This window comes from Paenibacillus sp. KS1 (assembly GCF_001680695.1).
GTDB classification, from domain to species: domain Bacteria; phylum Bacillota; class Bacilli; order Paenibacillales; family Paenibacillaceae; genus Paenibacillus_B; species Paenibacillus_B suaedae.
Genome location: NZ_MAIS01000001.1, coordinates 167,971 through 185,639, shown reverse-complemented (window position 1 = coordinate 185,639; position 17,669 = coordinate 167,971). Strand labels below are relative to the sequence as shown.

At 49.9% G+C, this 17,669-nt stretch carries 19 protein-coding genes and 1 riboswitch; of the genes, 13 read left to right on the top strand and 6 right to left on the bottom strand.

Annotated features, from left to right (window positions below; all coding sequences use genetic code 11):
* Positions 1-278: 278 nt before the first annotated feature.
* The 5 genes from BBG47_RS00830 to BBG47_RS00810 all read left to right on the top strand — a co-directional run bounded on the left by BBG47_RS00830 (position 279) and on the right by BBG47_RS00810 (position 4,865).
* Entirely contained in the window at positions 279-1,121 is an 843-nt protein-coding gene (locus BBG47_RS00830; RefSeq protein WP_065290126.1) for an ABC transporter permease, read from the top strand.
* On the top strand, positions 1,118-1,975 hold the full coding sequence (locus tag BBG47_RS00825) for an ABC transporter permease (protein ID WP_065290125.1): 858 nt from the start codon (positions 1,118-1,120) through the stop codon (positions 1,973-1,975). The genes BBG47_RS00830 and BBG47_RS00825 overlap by 4 nt, the downstream gene beginning before the upstream one ends.
* Positions 1,976-2,992 (top strand): ABC transporter ATP-binding protein, encoded by a 1,017-nt coding sequence (locus BBG47_RS00820; protein WP_065290124.1) that lies wholly within the window; start codon positions 1,976-1,978, stop codon positions 2,990-2,992.
* Positions 2,976-3,761 (top strand): DeoR/GlpR family DNA-binding transcription regulator, encoded by a 786-nt coding sequence (locus BBG47_RS00815; RefSeq protein ID WP_065290123.1) that lies wholly within the window; start codon positions 2,976-2,978, stop codon positions 3,759-3,761. Before BBG47_RS00820 ends, BBG47_RS00815 begins: the two co-directional genes overlap by 17 nt.
* A gap of 87 nt (positions 3,762-3,848) precedes the next feature.
* Positions 3,849-4,865 carry a histidinol phosphate phosphatase domain-containing protein gene (locus BBG47_RS00810; RefSeq protein ID WP_065290122.1) on the top strand — a complete coding sequence of 339 codons (1,017 nt, stop codon included), beginning with the start codon at positions 3,849-3,851 and terminating at the stop codon, positions 4,863-4,865.
* 90 nt (positions 4,866-4,955) lie between these two features.
* On the opposite strand, the gene BBG47_RS00805 is transcribed toward BBG47_RS00810, so the two are convergent.
* Both BBG47_RS00805 and BBG47_RS30360 read right to left on the bottom strand, forming a co-directional pair.
* Entirely contained in the window at positions 4,956-5,450 is a 495-nt protein-coding gene (locus tag BBG47_RS00805) for a hypothetical protein (protein ID WP_217492491.1), read from the bottom strand.
* An 8-nt stretch (positions 5,451-5,458) separates the two neighbouring features.
* Complete coding sequence (locus BBG47_RS30360) at positions 5,459-5,662, bottom strand: MerR family transcriptional regulator (RefSeq protein ID WP_065290120.1); 204 nt, start codon at positions 5,660-5,662, stop codon at positions 5,459-5,461.
* Positions 5,663-5,862: 200 nt separating this feature from the next.
* A riboswitch (TPP riboswitch) is annotated at positions 5,863-5,965 on the top strand.
* Between the two features lie 128 nt (positions 5,966-6,093).
* On the opposite strand from BBG47_RS30360, the gene tenA reads away from it, so the two are divergent.
* The 5 genes from tenA (at position 6,094) to BBG47_RS00775 (ending at position 10,293) form a co-directional block, all read left to right on the top strand.
* On the top strand, positions 6,094-6,795 hold the full coding sequence (gene tenA, locus BBG47_RS00795; RefSeq protein WP_065290141.1) for a thiaminase II: 702 nt from the start codon (positions 6,094-6,096) through the stop codon (positions 6,793-6,795).
* The gene (thiM, locus tag BBG47_RS00790; protein ID WP_065290119.1) at positions 6,792-7,637 is read left to right on the top strand and encodes a hydroxyethylthiazole kinase; all 846 of its coding nucleotides are present in this window, start codon (positions 6,792-6,794) and stop codon (positions 7,635-7,637) included. The genes tenA and thiM overlap by 4 nt, the downstream gene beginning before the upstream one ends.
* On the top strand, positions 7,637-8,452 hold the full coding sequence (thiD, locus tag BBG47_RS00785) for a bifunctional hydroxymethylpyrimidine kinase/phosphomethylpyrimidine kinase (RefSeq protein WP_065290140.1): 816 nt from the start codon (positions 7,637-7,639) through the stop codon (positions 8,450-8,452). The genes thiM and thiD overlap by 1 nt, the downstream gene beginning before the upstream one ends.
* Positions 8,449-9,162: a thiamine phosphate synthase gene (gene thiE, locus BBG47_RS00780; RefSeq protein WP_065290118.1), complete on the top strand. Its 714-nt coding sequence runs from the start codon at positions 8,449-8,451 to the stop codon at positions 9,160-9,162. Before thiD ends, thiE begins: the two co-directional genes overlap by 4 nt.
* A gap of 126 nt (positions 9,163-9,288) precedes the next feature.
* A complete protein-coding gene (locus tag BBG47_RS00775; protein ID WP_065290117.1) occupies positions 9,289-10,293 on the top strand; it encodes a linear amide C-N hydrolase in 1,005 nt (334 codons plus the stop codon).
* Positions 10,294-10,370: 77 nt separating this feature from the next.
* Here BBG47_RS00775 and BBG47_RS00770 read toward each other — a convergent pair whose 3' ends face one another.
* The 4 genes from BBG47_RS00770 to thrS form a co-directional block, all read right to left on the bottom strand.
* Positions 10,371-11,096, bottom strand: a complete 726-nt coding sequence (locus BBG47_RS00770; protein WP_065290116.1) for a polysaccharide deacetylase family protein — start codon at positions 11,094-11,096, stop codon at positions 10,371-10,373.
* Positions 11,097-11,100: 4 nt separating this feature from the next.
* On the bottom strand, positions 11,101-11,688 hold the full coding sequence (locus BBG47_RS00765) for a YkoP family protein (protein WP_065290139.1): 588 nt from the start codon (positions 11,686-11,688) through the stop codon (positions 11,101-11,103).
* Between the two features lie 263 nt (positions 11,689-11,951).
* Positions 11,952-12,890: a GNAT family N-acetyltransferase gene (locus BBG47_RS00760; RefSeq protein ID WP_065290115.1), complete on the bottom strand. Its 939-nt coding sequence runs from the start codon at positions 12,888-12,890 to the stop codon at positions 11,952-11,954.
* A 47-nt stretch (positions 12,891-12,937) separates the two neighbouring features.
* A complete protein-coding gene (gene thrS / locus BBG47_RS00755; RefSeq protein ID WP_065290114.1) occupies positions 12,938-14,851 on the bottom strand; it encodes a threonine--tRNA ligase in 1,914 nt (637 codons plus the stop codon).
* 577 nt (positions 14,852-15,428) lie between these two features.
* On the opposite strand from thrS, the gene BBG47_RS30565 reads away from it, so the two are divergent.
* From BBG47_RS30565 to BBG47_RS00745, 3 genes are all read left to right on the top strand, one after another.
* Positions 15,429-15,632 carry a hypothetical protein gene (locus BBG47_RS30565; RefSeq protein ID WP_254659713.1) on the top strand — a complete coding sequence of 68 codons (204 nt, stop codon included), beginning with the start codon at positions 15,429-15,431 and terminating at the stop codon, positions 15,630-15,632.
* The gene (locus BBG47_RS00750; protein WP_368072420.1) at positions 15,566-16,876 is read left to right on the top strand and encodes an FAD-dependent oxidoreductase; all 1,311 of its coding nucleotides are present in this window, start codon (positions 15,566-15,568) and stop codon (positions 16,874-16,876) included. The genes BBG47_RS30565 and BBG47_RS00750 overlap by 67 nt, the downstream gene beginning before the upstream one ends.
* Before the next feature lie 210 nt (positions 16,877-17,086).
* Positions 17,087-17,608: a TetR/AcrR family transcriptional regulator gene (locus BBG47_RS00745; RefSeq protein WP_021254806.1), complete on the top strand. Its 522-nt coding sequence runs from the start codon at positions 17,087-17,089 to the stop codon at positions 17,606-17,608.
* Positions 17,609-17,669: the final 61 nt, after the last annotated feature.

Sequence of the window (17,669 nt, the reverse complement as noted above, 5' to 3'; positions counted from 1 at the left end):
TAACTCGACATCGAATCTTGCACTCACTCTCGAACTCCGCTGCTCATGTAGTCTCGCCTACACTCCGCTGCTCGTTCTTCGAGTTTATGCAACCTTCTCGGTGCTGAAAAGCGAACTTTTGATCATTCTAGAAAGTTAACGTGCAGTGAGGCACGAAGGCTTTCTAGAATGGAAAAAAACATACCTTTAGACGCGGTCGCTCATCATGAGTTACCTCGATAGAAGTTTTTTATCACGGAGTGTCTCAGGATGTAACATTACAGGAAAGGAGTACGCACATGAAACGGATCAACAGCATGCTGTACATCACGATTATCCCGCTGCTTATCTTTGTGGCGCTATTCATGTTCGTCCCGCTCTTCACGATGATTTCGGGAAGCTTTCAAGAGGATGGCGGGGCATTTACATTCAATCAATACAAAGAAATTTTTACGAACCCCTATTACTGGAAGGCATTTGAGAACAGTATTCTCATCTCCCTGCTGTCCAGCCTTATCGGCATCATTGCCGCCGTATTTGCAACGTATGCCATTACCCGCTTTCCGAAGCGCGTACAAGAGCGGCTGCTTGTCATTACGAACCTTACATCGAACTTCGCAGGCATCCCGCTCGCCTTCGGCTTCATCGTCCTGCTTGGCAATAGCGGATTGTTCACGCTGCTGTTCCGCCAATTCGGCATTGACATGTCGGCATCATTCAATCTGTATTCATGGTCGGGATTGACCGTTATTTATGTGTATTTCCAGCTTCCGCTGGCCATTATGCTGCTCTATCCGATGTACCATGCGATTCAAGACAACTGGAAGGAAGCCGCTTCCCTGCTGGGCGCATCGCCCTTTCAATTTTGGAAGCGTATCGGTCTGCCTGTACTTCTGCCGGGGATCGCGGGCACATTCAGTATCTTGTTCGCGAATGCCATGGGTGCATATGCCTCAGCTTATGCCTTGACAGGAAGCAACTATAACCTTGTCCCCGTACGTATTGGCGCACTCGTATCTGGGGACATCTTCGCCCGTCCCGAGCTCGGCAGCGCCTTGGGCGTATTGCTCGGCTTGACGCTGCTTGCAGCCATGCTCGTCAATGAATGGCTGACGCGCAAAGTTCGGAGGGATCTGCTATGAAACGATTGGCTCATTCTCTGCCAACGCTCGCCTTTGCAGCGGTATTGCTCTATTTGTTCATTCCGGTCATCGCTACCATGCTCTATTCCTTGGCGACATCATGGAATCAAACCATTCTGCCCGAAGGCTTAACATTGAAATGGTTCGGCGAGCTGTTCCAGGATACACGCTTCATGCAGGCGTTCGGTCGTTCCCTGCTGCTCAGCAGCGTAGCTACCGTAACAGCGGTAATCGTTATCGTGCCGGCTACGTTCGCGATTTCCCTGTATGCACCAAAGCTAGAGCGCTGGGTTCAGACGCTCGTCATGCTTACCTATGCCGTTCCTGGCGTTATTATGGCTGTCGGCTTGATTCGCGCTTACTCTGGCAAGGGCATCTCCATGATTATCATCGTCTTCGGTGCCTATGTCATCGGCATGCTGCCGTTCATGTATCAAGGGACGCGCAACAGCTTGCGCGCTGTTCAGGCAGGATCGTTGATGGAGGCTGCCGAGCTTCTAGGAGCCAGCCGCATGAAGGCATTCCTGCGCGTGATTGTTCCGAACATTATGCCGGGCATTCTCGTATCCGCACTCCTCTCCTTCTCGATTCTATTCGGAGAGTTCGTGCTCATTAATATTCTCGTCGGAGGACGCTTCGAGACCATGCAGCTCTTCCTGTATGCACAGCTGAACAAGAGCGGCCATATCGCGAGCGCCATTACCGTAACCTACTTCATTCTGATGGCCATATTGAGCGCGTGGATCGTGAAGCTGACAGGCCGCACTTCCAAGCCAGTCGCAGACCCAGAAGAAGACATCGTTAGCAACAGCATTCCGACTACCCAAGCAACAATGAGCAGGGAGGCTTCTTAGATGAGCTACGTACAGATGAATCAAGTGACCAAGACGTTCCATAAACAAAAGGTGCTGAACAGCATTGATCTTCATATCCAAAAAGGCGAACTGGTGACACTCCTCGGCCCAAGCGGCTGCGGCAAAAGCACATTGCTTCGCATCCTGTCCGGACTGACTCCGCTCGATGGCGGGACGATTCACATTGATGGCAAGGACGTCACGGCGATCGAACCGAAGGATCGGGAGATAGGCATGGTGTTCCAGTCCTATGCGCTGTTCCCAAATATGACAGTGGCCGACAATATTGCCTTCGGCTTGACGATGAAGAAGATGCCGCGTGATGCGATTCGCCGGGCTGTTGGCGAAATGATTGATCTCACCGGGCTTCAAGGGAAGGAGAAGTCTTTCCCGCGTGAGATCTCTGGTGGGCAGCAGCAGCGTGTCGCACTTGCCCGCTCGCTTGTTACGAAACCAAAGGTATTGCTGCTGGACGAACCGCTTAGTGCGCTTGACGCGCAAATTCGTAAAAACCTACAGCAGCAGCTGCGTTCCATTCAACGTGAATTGAACATGACAACAGTACTAGTTACGCATGACCAAGAAGAAGCGATGTCCGTCAGTGATCACATATACATCATGAATGCAGGCAATATCGCGCAGCATGGCTCACCGCAGGAGATTTATACGCAGCCAAGCAGCGAGTTCGTCGCAAGATTCATTGGCAGCTATAACGTATGGAACGCCGAAGCCTTAGGGCAAATCGTACCAGACTACACGCTTGCAGACAGCAAGCTGTATGCCATTCGGCCAGAGACGTTCTGCGAGCAGCCGCTCGTTGGCGGCATGGCCGTAACAGGAACGGTACGCAATGTGACCATGCTTGGCAACATTACGCGTATGGAACTAACGGTTCAGGGTCAGCATGTCGTCGTCGATCAGATTCATCGCAATTCCGATTGGGTGAGCGTCGGCTCTACCACGACGGTATACCTCCATCCGAAGGACGTGATTCCGCTTCATGATGCTACTGCCTGAAGAACGTAGACAGCATATTTTAGAACAGCTGAATCGACATGGCAAAATTCAAGTTGCTTCCCTCGCCAGCGTATTAACGGTTACGCCCGAGACCATTCGCAGGGATCTCGACGAGTTGGAAGCAAAGCAGATGCTTAAGCGCGTGTACGGAGGCGCGGTTGCGTATTCGCATGTGAAGATTGAACCTCATTTTGATAAAAAACGAAGCATCGAGCAGTCGGCAAAGAAAGCAATCGGGGAAGCTGCGGCCGCGCTCATTCAAGATGGAGATACAATCGTGGTCGATGTAGGCACGACGACTGTTGAGCTTGTTCGCGCCATACGCGGTGTCGTCGGCGTTACGATCGTGACGAATTCTATTCCTGCTGCCGAACTGCTCATGGAACGGCTGGAAGCCAAACGATTTGACGGCAAAGTCATCGTACTCGGGGGAGTTACGCATCCAGAGCAGAAATCGATTGCAGGCGCCTTAACCTGTGAACTGCTTACACGCTTCCACTTCGATAAGGCGTTCATCTCCTGTGCAGGGATGACACCAGCGGGAATCAGTGATTACGACATGGAAGAATCGATCTGCTCCACCTTAATGATTGAGCAATCCGAGCAGGCATATGTGCTTGGAGATTGTACCAAGCTCGGGGAGACACAGTTGTGCCGCATCTGTGACATGAGCAAGGTCACCGCCATCATATGCGATGCACCTATGCCAGATAAATGGAAGCGCAGCGGATTGCAAGTAGGTTGGATTACGACGGCTTGCGAGCCATAAGAACATAGCGAAGTTATATGTCGAAGTAACACATCACTTCATACATCACGAATGAGCCACTATGACATAGGATGGGATGCGATCATTATGCTGTATTATGTAGACTACCATATGCATTTGGAGGAAGGCCCTTATTCGTTCCGCTGGCTTGATCGTACAAATCAAGCATTCGATCACTTCCATCCAATTGCTGAACCACAACATTCTCGCGCATGGCTCGAAGCGAGTTATGCGCGTATGCATACAAGACTGCAGCGAGGAGCTTATGACGAATCATGGCTCGATCTCTACTTGCAAGAAGCGCTGCGCAAAGGACTGCGGGAGGTCGGAATCGTGGATCATCTCTATCGGTTTCGAGAGACGCTCCCCTACTTCGAACGTCACCTCGATATCGGCGACTCCCCGCTAGGCCGCCTTCAGCATACATGGCTGCATCAAGTATGCACCGAGCGGATGGAGAATTTCGCAGCTGCCATTCAGGCCGCAAAGCCCAGATGGGCCGAGCAGGGAGTCGAGCTACGTCTCGGATTAGAGGCGGATTATTTTGCAGGTGGAGAGAAGGACTTGGAATCATTCATTGCGATGGCGGATTGGGACTACGTGATCGGGTCGATTCACTATGTGGATGGATGGGGATTCGATAATCCCGAGACTCAGTTCCGCTTCGATCAGGTTGATCTGTGTGAACTGTACGGACGCTTTTTCGATGATGTCGAACGAATGATTAACAGCGGTCTGTTCGATATTGCCGCCCATTTAGACAATTTGAAAGTATTTAATTATCGCCCAGCTGAGGAGCTGCTTCTCCCGTACTACGAGCGAATCGCACAAGCATTGAAACGGACAAATACAGCTACAGAGGTAAATGCAGGACTGTTCTACCGCTACCCGGTCAAGGAGATGTGTCCGAGTTCCTCCTTTATTGATGTACTGCTTCGACATGATGTCCCCTTTACCCTATCATCGGATTCTCACTTTCCAGACGACGTCGGCAAATACGTGGCGGACAATGCTCTTATGCTTCAGCAACGCGGTCAAGCCGAAATTGCCACATTCCATCAGCGCAAACGCATCATGCGACCGCTCGCAACTTCGACTTCTTAATAAAGAAAACCTAAAGCGAGCCCCCCCCTCTCTCCTGTCCCCAAATACACAATTCCCGGCGCAACGACTGCACCGGGGATTTCATGTTTATTATTTTATTTTCTTTCGAACCGGTTCGAATAACTGCAGCCAATAAGCGTTGCTGCTTCCTGCCGGGCTGTCATTTCGTATATGCTCCTCCAAGCAGAATCTTGCCTCCGAATCAGGCTCGTAGTCAGGATGCTCGTTCAATTTATCCATCAATAATTGCCACGATCCCGTAATATCATCTGTACTCTCCATCATGGCATACACCCCGCCGGAGAACCTAGCCTCCGCCAAATGACTTGGTATATCGATATTTTCTGGAATGGAGGCATATGCACCATAACCGTAAACGTTCGATTCAACGTCAGGGAGTGGTTCTTCATTTTTTCCAAATAGCCGTGCCGTTCCTTGCAGTTCAGCTTGCACGAGCCAGTCCACTAATGATTCGATCGCTTCTTCTTCTGGTGATGCGCTTACGACAACATGGCAAGCCATTCTCATTGGTGGAAGGGTTACGAATTTGATCGATGCTGGAGAATAACTCCACTGATTACTCATCGGCATTGTCACCTCATGCTAATCCCAATATCGAACCCTCTTAACCATGCTGTAATACGGATTGCAAGCACGGTCTGTTCATCATACATCCTCCAGCCAGAACTGGTATCGCGTTGACTCGCAAACAACCCTTGCGACTCCCAATGGCGCAGGGTTCGGCTCGTCACACCGATTTCCTGCGATAATTTGTCGATTCCTATCATGTTGCTCATCACTATCATCAACCTCTATCACTTGACGTATCATAAGGCGCCTTATGAGGTTATTGTATCAGTTGTCGCAGCGTCAATTGCAATACGAATCTTCACTCCAAGCACTAACAAATTATCGTTTTGACCGAATGGTTCAGAAAACTAACGTTTTACAATTATCTCCATCAATGCTAAAGTAGTTCGTAAGATGAATATGACGTGAAATCCACTAGGGGAGCCGCATAGGCGGCTGAGACAAGAATTCTTGGACCCTTTGAACCTGATCCGGGTAATACCGGCGGAGGGAAGTGGAGCCGGCCTCATGGTCTTTTTGTATGGACATGATGAAGCCGCTCCATTTCGGGGCGGCTTTTTTTGGCTGCCGCGAAGTGCTCCTTGACCAGATTTCAGCATGCATTCATCATCTATCCAATCATGCGGAGGTGCTGTTCATGCTTACATTTACGGAGGAACTGAGACACGAAGCGGAGCCGATATACGACGCCATTATGGAGCATCCGTTCGTTCGAGGTATTGCTGAGGGTACTGTCAAGAAAGAACAGTTGATTCACTACGTAAAGCAGGATTTTGAATATTTGAATGCCTTTATTCGGATTTACGGCATTGCGATTTCCAAATGCGACAACCGAGAGACAATGGCTCTTTTCAACGAGCAAATCTCATTCGTACTGAATAGCGAGACACACCCCCATCATAATTTTTGTAACGTGGCAGGCGTGACGTTCGAAGAACTGCAAGGCTACCCGCTCGCCCCTTCTGCGAGCCATTATGTGTCCCATATGCTTACCGTGGCCCATGAAGGAACCCTGGAAGATATTATTGCGGCTATGCTGCCGTGCCCATGGACATATACGGAGATCGGACAACGTCTGCTAAAAGAAGTGAATCCAGATGAGACCCATCCGTTCTATGAGTGGATTCATTTCTATGGAGACCTCGGCGGCGGAGTTACGGACAAAATGCGCCGAATGCTGGATGAATGGGCAGAATCGCTGTCGCAAGCACGCAAGCAGCAGCTGAAGAAGCATTTTCTGACTAGCTGCCAGTTGGAATATCTATTCTGGGACATGGCTTATCAAGTAGAAGACTGGCCGGTAGGCTTGACGGAGAAGGCAGAGGTGAAACAAGGATGAATGATATGCCTCTCTTTCCCCAACGTATTAAGGAACGGCGCCCCCTCATCCACAATATGACGAATATCGTCGTCGCCAACTTTACCGCTAACGGTCTGCTAGCCATTGGCGCCTCACCTGTAATGGCTTCAGCCAAGGAAGAGGTAGCGGACATGGCCAAGGCAGCAGATGCGCTAATATTGAACCTTGGCACGCTCGATACCGACATGATAGAAGCTATGCTAATCGCAGGGCGGTCGGCGAATGTACATGGCATTCCCGTTATTCTCGATCCAGTAGGCGCAGGCGCAACGCCGTATCGGACGAAGGTATCTGTGAAGATGCTCAAGGAATTGCGCGTCTCGATCGTGCGCGGCAATGCCGCGGAAATTGCCCAGCTTATGGGGGAAGCTGGCGAGATCAAGGGCGTGGATTGCGTGGAGTCTGAAAGCTCCCTTCGCTCCCCTGAAGCGTTGTTCGATCTTGCTGCGCGGGCAGCCGATCGATTCGGCACCATCGTTGCCATTTCGGGCAAAGAGGATGTCATTACAGACGGCACAACCGGCTACGTTATTGCGGGCGGTCATCCGATATTAACGAGCATAACGGGAAGCGGGTGCCTGCTAACATCGGTCATCGGTGCATTTGCCGCAATAGAGTCTGATTTATTGCTGGCGGGAGCCGCAGCGATGTCTTATTATGGGTGCGCAGCCGCCCATGCCTATCGAACAGCGGGTCACCGAGGACCTGGCAGCTTCCAGACCGCATTTCTTGATGCCTTGGCTGAGATCGACCTATTCGATACGGCGGCATCAACAATCACCCCTCGCCAAGCCTCCGCTAGAAGGAAGGTATGGCTATGATGGTCGCACGAGCATTGACGATTGCCGGTTCCGATAGCGGTGGCGGCGCCGGCATTCAAGCTGACATCAAGACCTTCCAAGAGCTGAACGTATTCGGCATGTCAGCGATTACGGCTGTGACGGTACAGAACACGCTTGGTGTTCACGGCGTATACCCGCTATCTCCTGAAGCCGCTGCTGAACAGATAAATGCCGTCGTAGAAGATATTGGGGTCGATGCTGTCAAAACAGGGATGCTGTTCAGCGCAGACATTATTGAGACAGTAGCGAATCGCCTTGAAGCATTCGGTTTGAACAACGTTGTCGTCGACCCGGTCATGATAGCCAAGGGAGGCGCAGAGCTGCTGCTGCAAGATGCCATAGAGGCCATGAAGAATCGCCTGCTGCCGCTTGCGCTGATTGTTACGCCGAACATCCCGGAAGCAGAAGCGCTTGCAGGAATGAAGATTGTTACCCTGCAAGATCGGTGCAAGGCTGCGATAAGAATTGCTGATTACGGCGCCAAGTTGGTCGTCATCAAGGGAGGCCACGACATGACGACCGAGCTGGCTGTTGACCTACTCTATGATGGAGCCCGCTTCACACTGCTGGAAGGCCGCAGAATCATGACCAAGCATACTCATGGCACGGGCTGCACTTACTCGGCAGCGATTACGGCAGAACTTGCGAAGGGCACTGTTCCCAATGAAGCGGTTCGTACTGCGCGGCATTATATTCAGGCAGCAATTGAGGAGACATTCGGGCTTGGCGGCGGCAACGGCCCGACAAACCACTGGGCATATCGGCGGCGGCAGATGGATGAGGTGGTCAGATGACAAGTGTAGAGAGTCGCGTAGCAGATGCCCGCATGCGTTCCTATTTGCGGCTGTACCTTGTGCTCGGCAGCGCCAATTGCAAGGCAGACCCTGGATCGATTGTCGAGGAAGCCATTCGCGGAGGGGCTACGATGATACAGTTTCGGGAAAAAGGCGCAAACGCGCTGAAGACAACAGCTAAGAAAGAACTCGCAATGCGCATTCAGTCGGTATGCAGAAGACACAGCATCCCCTTCCTCGTGAACGATGATGTAGAGCTGGCGCTTGCCTTGAATGCGGACGGGGTTCATGTCGGCCAGAACGACGAGCCAGCGGCGCAAGTCAGGGATCGCATCGGCAATAAAATACTCGGCGTGTCCGTTCATTCGGCAGCAGAGGCTCTGCTGGCTGAGGAACAAGGCGCCGATTATCTCGGCGTTGGGCCGATTTATTCGACTGCTTCCAAAGAGGATGCTCTTGAGCCGCAAGGCACTGCAATCATTCAGAGGTTAACAGAGATAACTTCACTTCCGATCGTAGGCATTGGCGGCATTACGGCAGAGCGTGCGCCACATGTAATTCGAGCTGGTGCAGACGGGATCGCTGTTATCTCTGCCATTACCCATGCGGAGAATGTATGTCATGCCGCGAGAGGACTTGCTTCCGGAACTATTCTCTCGGCAGCAGGATCGAGTCACCCAAGCGTCGCTTGCCTTTCTGTCATACCATGAATATCGTTGTCGTTCCAATTGTCGAACATTATGGAGGAGTCCGCCGGAAATAGGCGGATTCTTTTTGTGTGCCGCTAATAAGATATAAAAGTACGCGATTTAAGAAAATGAAAAGGAGGAATTGGAATGTGCACAAATATATCGATACCGCGAAAGTCGAAGAATGGCGGTATCGTCTCTGCAAGAACAATGGACTGGACATTGAAACTCAATTCCATCGTCAATTTTGTACCTCGCGGGCAGCCTTTTCCTGAAGCCAATCTTCCTGGAAACGAAATGAAATGGAAAAACAAATACGGGTTTGTTGGAGCAGGCGATCTGATTGAAGACTTCATCTTTTACTCCGACGGCTTGAACGAGCATGGACTTTCCGTTGCCGGGCTGTGGTTGTCCTGCAGCAAATATCCCATGCCTCGACCAGATACCCCCATCCTTTATAACTCCAATTTTGTTCCGTATCTATTGGGGAATTACAAAAATACCCATGAGGTAAAGGCTGCTTTAGCTGATTTGAACGTCATTAATATTTCAGAACTATATCCGTCCGCCTATGCGCTACTGCATTATATTATTAGTGATGCATCAGGCAATCATTTAATCGTAGAGTTCACTGAGGGGGAGATGAAAATTTACCCGAGCAAACTGGGCGTGTTGACGAATGAGCCTACATATCCTTGGCATCTTGCCAATCAAGAGCTATATCAGCACTTAAGCCTGGAAAACAATGCGCAAACCAGCTGTGGAGGCGACCTCTACGGCAGCGGCCAGCTTGGAATTCCAGGCGATCCGACTCCCCAATCCCGCTTTGCTCGATCTGCATTCCTGCAGAAAACGACTTTCCGTCCTGCCAACACGAAGGAAAGCATCGGGTTAGCCAGACAAATCTTGCAAACACTCACGGTCCCTAGCGGAACGGTCTATAAGAAGGGCTCCAGCACCATATACGATTGGACGCAGTGGTGTGTATACCGCGATCATACCAATCGCAGCTACTACTTTAACACAGACTTTAACAGCAAGCTTTACGGGATACACCTCACCCAATTAAATCTCGATGCCTCTGAACAAAGCCGAATCCAAATAGAAAGGCCTGCTTGGTACGAGGACATTACCGAAGCGTTTAACGCCTAACACGTCGTATGACCAATGAGCTCTCTCAGGCTGAAGTATTAAGAATAATACTATATTCTCAATACCTTCCCTATTTACTACGCATGCTCCAGCCTGATCAATTCATCCGTGCGTACGCATTTTAGCCCTCTACGTTCAGCCTCGTGCAATATATCGCGCAGCACCGTTAACATTTGTCCGGGGGCTTCCTTGTCAGCGCCGAACGTATCCCCACTGTCATGGAGTACGATAACTGCACCTGGCTCAATACGCTCAGACAGCAGCTTGCGCAAGTTGCGTTCCCCCGTATCCAGCTTCCAATCCCGCGCAATAATCGACCATAATACGAGCCGATACGATTTGCGCAGCAGAAACAGATCGCCTAAATTCAGTATCCCCCATGGAGGACGATAGAAGGTTGGCCGCTCTCCTGTAATGCGTTCAATAATGTCCGCAGAACGTTCCACATGCTCGCGTCTGATGTTCCGAGGCGTCATGACCCAATTCGGCATATGCGTATAATTGTGAATGCCAATCTGATGGCCTTCCTCATGCATGCGTTTCACAAGCTCGGGATACTTCTCTGCCTTGCTGCCCAGAACAAAAAAGGTAGCCTTCACGCCCCGCTCACGCAATAAGTCAAGCAGCTCTGGCGTGTAATCAGGGTCTGGTCCATCATCGAACGTAAATGCGACATGACGATGTGCCCGCTTCCGTCCCGCCTTGCGAAATACACCCCATCCGCAGATTCGTGTTAATAAAAAGGGAAGCCCCATATAAATAGCGATTAGTGCAATTAATATTCCTGCGATAAGGTTATCCATGCTCTTATCCCTTCTCCCCGTTTACATATCGATTCACAAGTGCTGAACGTGACATCAACAGCATCTTCGGCACCAGCTTCGATCGCTGCTGCTTCAAGCGCTTGGCTCCCTCCGGATTCAGCATGCGGAGCAGCAAACGCAGATATATGGTGGATACTCGCTGCATCCACTTCGTCTCCAAAGGGTGCAGCTCGAAGCCTAATCCATAAGTGATGCCGCGATGAAGCAGTGTTATCCCAGTCAGCGCCTTTACCTTAGCCATTTCCGGATTCGTATTCACAGCATGGCCGACCTGCTTCAATGCATCACGCAGCCTGCGCGCCGTAACAAGTGCAGCCCGATCCGCCCCAACGGAGCGAGACAGCTCCAGCACCTCCCGGTTATCTAGATGAATCTCGCATACATAGTCGCCTTTATGAATAGAGGTTCCATCCTCACAGCGAATGCAGGTGCCTCGATGCATCCGTACGACAATCTTACATATTCCGAACTGAGACTGATATATACTTCGCAGAGGCGTAAACATTTCAAATACAGCCTCCCACGTCATCCACAATGACTGCAGCATTTTGTTGCCCAAGGTGGAGATCATGAACAATCAAATCCTTCCTGTATGAAAATCGTGATCTGTTTGACTTACTTTCATCGTACAGCTTGGAGTTCTCTTTTTTCTTACTCCATTCTTACAAGTTCCTTAAGTAATTTAACTGAAGCAGAGCCCTTACATCCAAACCTTTCCTTTAGACAACAAAAAAGCAGAGCAGCACTTCACTTTCTGTGCCACTCTGCTTACGTAAATTAACGAATCTCTTCGCCTTACCTTATTTAACGGCTTCATAACATCCGTTACTTTGGCTATTTGACTACAATATTGTCGGAAGCTGCATGTTCCACTCTCTCCGACGTTAGCTCTAATACGTAATAATCATTGACATTCCGCACGTGGAACCCGCATGACGTGTATAACCCTAGTGCCCGCTCATTCTCAACTGCAACTTCTAATTCAATCTTGGCAGTTGGCTGCTGCTCCTTCATGCGCTCAATAATACTGCGAAGAATCCAACGTCCGTATCCTCTGCCCCTATGCTCAGGTTGAATACTGAAGCCGAATAGAAACGCACTGCCTTCTTCCCGCATAACATGAATCTTCCCGATAGGCAGCCATTCTCCGTTCTCCTGCTGGCAGTCTGCAATAAAAATATAATCCTGCTGTGAGAGCATCGCCGTCTCTACATACCCTCTTGCATCTTCCTCATTCATATCGAATCCGTCCATGTTCAATCGCGTGAGAAGAGCCATATCCCCCATCTCTGCCTGACGTAATTCAATTTTTGCAGGGGGATGATCGACGTCTTGCACATGCTCTCCAGTAAGTGTCATCCAATATTCGGAGAAGCTGCACTTCGAACCGATGCTCTCCAAATATTCCTTGCCGGATAAGGAAGGTCGAGCGCAAATGAAGATGATTTTCTCCACCTGACGTCTCCTACACTCCTGCTGAGCTTCCTTAACAAGCTGACTGAATATGCCCTGACGCCGATAGTCGGGATGCACCATCCCGCTTATCTCTACTTCTGAGGCACAGAACTGATAGATGCCGAGAAATCCGACAATTTCACCATCTACAATATACACATAGTCGTTAGCGACATCACCCGTGCGTGCACGAAGTGAATCCCAGTTCAACTTCAAAATGATTTGATCGTGTTCATTGCAAATGTCTTCCAATCTGTGCAGTGCTTCAAGCTGGTCAGCATCCAATTGTGTATAGGTTCGCAAGCCTGTATTATTCATGCTACTCATCTCCTTCGCTTTCAAATGCGAATTCATGAGATTGTATTCTACACCTTCGCTATTATTTCCTTTTCAATCAGTTCAGCAAGTTGTTGAATTGGCTGCGTTCCCAGATCGCCCTCGCCCCGCTTGCGGACGGACACGCTTCCGCTCGCCTGCTCCTGCTCTCCTACAATGAGCATGTAAGGAACTTTGCTCTGCTGCGCTTCGCGTATTTTGAAGCCTAGACGCTCATTGCGCGCATCCACTTGTACCCGAATACCCGCCTGTTCCAGCGATTCCTTCACTTCATACGCGTAGTCGGCGAAGAGATCCGATACAGGCAGTACCGCCACCTGAACGGGCGCAAGCCATGTCGGGAATGCTCCTGCATAGTGCTCTGTCAATATGCCAATGAACCGATCAATCGAACCGTACACCGCACGGTGAATAACAACAGGCCGATGCTTCAGGCTATCTTCTCCGATATAGGACAGGTCGAATTTCTCCGGCATCTGGAAGTCCAGCTGAATCGTGCCGCACTGCCAGCTCCGCTTGAGTGCATCCAGGATGTGGAAGTCGATCTTCGGCCCATAGAAGGCCCCGTCCCCTTCATTAACACGATATTCGACGCCGCGCTTATCCAACACGTGCTGCAATGCCTGCTCCGCCTCATTCCACAGCTCCTCTGAGCCCATCGAATCCTCCGGCCGCGTAGATAACTCGATCTTATACTCGAAGCCGAACACCTTATAGATGTGATCGATTAAGGCCATAACCTTGCCGATCTCCTCTTCGATCTGATCCGGACGGACGAACAGATGAGCATCATCCTGACAGAACGTACGAACCCGAAGCATACCGTTCAAGGCGCCGGACATTTCATGCCGATGTACTTGACCGAACTCGCCAAGTCGAATTGGAAGCTCACGATAGGAGTGCTGCCCATTTTTGTAAATGAGCATATGCCCCGGGCAGTTCATCGGCTTCAGTGCAAACGTCGTATCATCTACTTTCGTAAAATACATATTGTCCTTGTAGTGATCCCAGTGACCCGACTGCTCCCACAATCGGTTGTTCATCATAAGCGGTGTGCGCACCTCGTCATAGCCGCGTCTTCGTTGAAGTCCTCGCGCGAAATCCTCAAGCTCTGTGCGAATCGTCATCCCGTTCGGCAAGTAGAAAGGCATACCAGGCGCTTCCTCGGAGAACATGAACAGTCCAAGCTCTGTTCCAAGCCTGCGATGATCGCGCTTCTTCGCTTCTTCAAGCATATGCAAATATTCTTCCAGTTGATCCTTCTTCGCAAAGGCAGTTCCGTATACGCGCTGCAACATTTTGTTATTCGAATCCCCACGCCAATACGCGCCGGATACCTTCATCAGCTTGAAGGCCTTAATGCGGCCTGTGGACGGAACATGTGGGCCTCGGCATAAATCCACGAATTCACCCTGCTTGTAAATGCTGATAACTGCGTCCTTCGGCAGGTCATGAATCAACTCCAGCTTCAATGGCTCATCCCGCTTGGTAAATAAGCGAATAGCCTCTTCCCGGCTGACAACCTCGCGCTTAATCGGCAGATTTTCTTGGATGACACGCGACATCTCTTGTTCAATCGCTGTCAGATCCTCTGTCGACAATGGCTTCGCGATATCAATGTCGTAATAGAATCCATCTTCAATGACTGGGCCGATTCCCAGCTTGACTGCATCGGCTCCATATATGCGTTGAATGGCTTGCGCCATTACATGTGCTGTACTGTGGCGAATGATGGCCAGACCATCCTTGCTGTCTGCCGTGACGATCTCGACGAGGCTGTCATGCTCGATCGCAGTGTCGACATCCACGAGCGTACCGTCCATTTTTCCGGCCAGTGCTTGCTTCTTCAAGCTTGTGCTAATCGATGCTGCAACTTCTTCGATGGTCGTGCCTTGCAAATACCCCCTGTTCGATTCGTCTGGAAATGTTACCTTGATCTCCATGCTTCAGCCTCCCTTTCCTCATATTCATACCTGAAATGATGAACGCCCCTGGAGAACGCAAAAAAACGCATCTCTCCCGAAAGGGACGAGTGCGTTCTGTCTCGTGGTTCCACCCTAATTCAATCCTGCATTGCATGTTGGAACGGGATAAGCCGCCATTCGCTGCAATTGCAAGATCCTTCATTGGACATCCGGTAACGAGGATGGGTCGGTGATGCTTACTGCTGAGAAGCGGATTGCAATGGTACCAGTACCATTTCCAAATGCTCACCCTCAGGTTCAACATCACGGCTGCAAAGGGGTAATTCCACAACCGTAACTGAAGAAGCTTGCACCAATCGCTTCTCTCTCTGGACAGCTCGTGCTGGAAATCATGTCTTTGGTCATCGCCTGATGAATATGGGAATAATGTTACACACATTCAGGAAGAAAAGTCAAGTTCAATTTTTCCAAAAATAAATTTCCCCTGCTTCGCTACAGGAACCATATTGATCTGCATATAGGGCTGTGCTAGCATGACGTCATAGGTAATTTTTTCATGTTTTTACACTTTAAGAAGAGGAGGCATCCCGCCTTCATGAACTACGTACAGAAGGGAATACACGCCTTATTTTCCATCCTGATTGCAGCTCTTTTTACCCACACGATTACCCCCGCATCTTCCGCTCAAGCCTCTTTTCAATCCCTTGCGGTACTCTATGCAGCCACTACGATATTGTCGTTATCGGCAGCGAAATTCAAGGCGTTCTGCTTGCCAAGGCAGCCCATGATCTTGGCTTGAATGTACTCATCCTGGATCCCCGCAGCAAGCCAGGCGGAGAGCTCATCGAAGGGGAAATGTGGTTCCTCGACGAACCCTTCGACAAGCATGGTCACAGCCTTGTACAAGGCAGCATTAAGCCTCTCTTCGACGGGTACGATAAGGGCACGATTCGCAAGCCCGTGGAGTTCGAGAATTATTACGAACACCTCATTCAAGGCATCCCTCTCCGAAGCAGCATTGCGATTCAATCTGTACAATTTGAGCTAGAAAAAAAGGAAAAATCAATCCACTCCCTCACCTATACTGCTGCAGACGGAAAAATCTATACGGTTCAGTCTAAATATTGGGTGGAGAACACCGACTTCAGTGCCCTCACCAGCAAGCTTGGCGAGAAGCGAATTCCAGGCATGGAGAGCCTGTACGACGGCAAGAACAATAAGCCAGACTACATGGCCGCTACGCTGATGCTCAAGTTCAAGCACGTGAATTGGAGTATGCTTCACCAAGCCGTCCTTGCCAGTTACCCTCTCCAGAACCTCATCAAAAAGTACGGTCCAAACACCTATGTGGATGGGAGCGAAGCTACCGGATTCAGCAATATTATGCGTACCTACAAGCCGCACGACAATGGACTTATGCTCCGTGGGATGAACACGGTCTATCAGCGTAATGGCGAGGCCATTATGAACGCGCTGCTCGTATATAACGTTGATCCTGCCAATCCGGCATCTGTGCAAGCCGCCTTATACAGGGCGAAGACCGAAGCACCGTATATTTTGAATTTTCTGCGTCAACATATCTGGGGTTTCTCGAAGGCAGAGCTGAACGGCTTCCCTGATTATTTATACATTCGGGATTACAACCGATTCGAGACTAAATATGTGCTGAATGAACACGACGTCTTGAATGGCAGCATGTTCTGGGACAATGTGAGCATCGGCGGGTACTCGCTTGACTTGCAAGGTACAACGCGCATTCGGGAAGGAATCGGATTCGGCCAACCTGATCGCTATGGCATCCCGCTTCGTTCCTTTCTGCTCAAGTCCTACGACAACGTCATCGTCGCGGGCAAAAATATTGGAGCCACCATCAAAGCCTATGGCAGCGCCCGCATCATGCCCAACACCGCCCTTGCAGCTGAAACGATTGGCATCATATTGGGCAAGGAACGGAGTAAATCACTGGCTGAGCTAACGCCTGATGATTTCAAGCGAATCCACTATTATTTACAGACAAAATATCACATTGTACTCTTTAAATGAACCGGCTGAATATATGTAGATACTACGTTATGAGTTAACAAGAGTCTATCGCTTCTATGTGAACGGAAGGGCGAGCTACTAAAGGGATCTTACCTACAGGTTCGTCCTTCTTCGATTTGCTTGTTAATACACACTTGACAAATAAACCCTCATACATTAATTTATTGATTAATAAATAACAAAAAAATTCTGACAAGGTGTTGAACCAACATGTCACCAAAAGACCCATCTCTATCTCGCAAGGATCAAATCATTGATGCTGCTGTCGCCTCCTTTGCGGAACATGGCTTTTACAAGACGACAACCGCCAAAATAGCCAAATCAGCTGGTGTAACGCAGCCATACGTGTTTCACTTTTTTAAATCCAAAGAGGAATTGTTCATCGCAGTTCTCGACCGCGCCACAGAGAAGATTGAAGAGGCCTTCTCCAGCGTGGATGCTCCTCCCGAACAGTTTGTAGAGACAATGGGACGCGCCTTCGGGAAGCTCATTGAGACCCATCGCGATGAGATGCTCGTGACGATGCAGGCATTTACAACTTCAGAGCCAGCAATCCGCGATTCGGTGCGCGACCATTTCACTGCGATACACCAGACGGTCATACGGCGCTTTGAACAAGCCGGGATTCCGAATGCCAAATTCGCAGCCAGTATGTTCATCGGCTCAGGTCTAATTATTACGATGTCAGAAGTGCTTGAAGCGCCTAATTTATCTCCGTGGCCATCTAAATAAAACATAGTGAAATCACTTTCTTCTGCTGCCTTTTTGAGGTCGCACTTTTTTTGGCATCGTA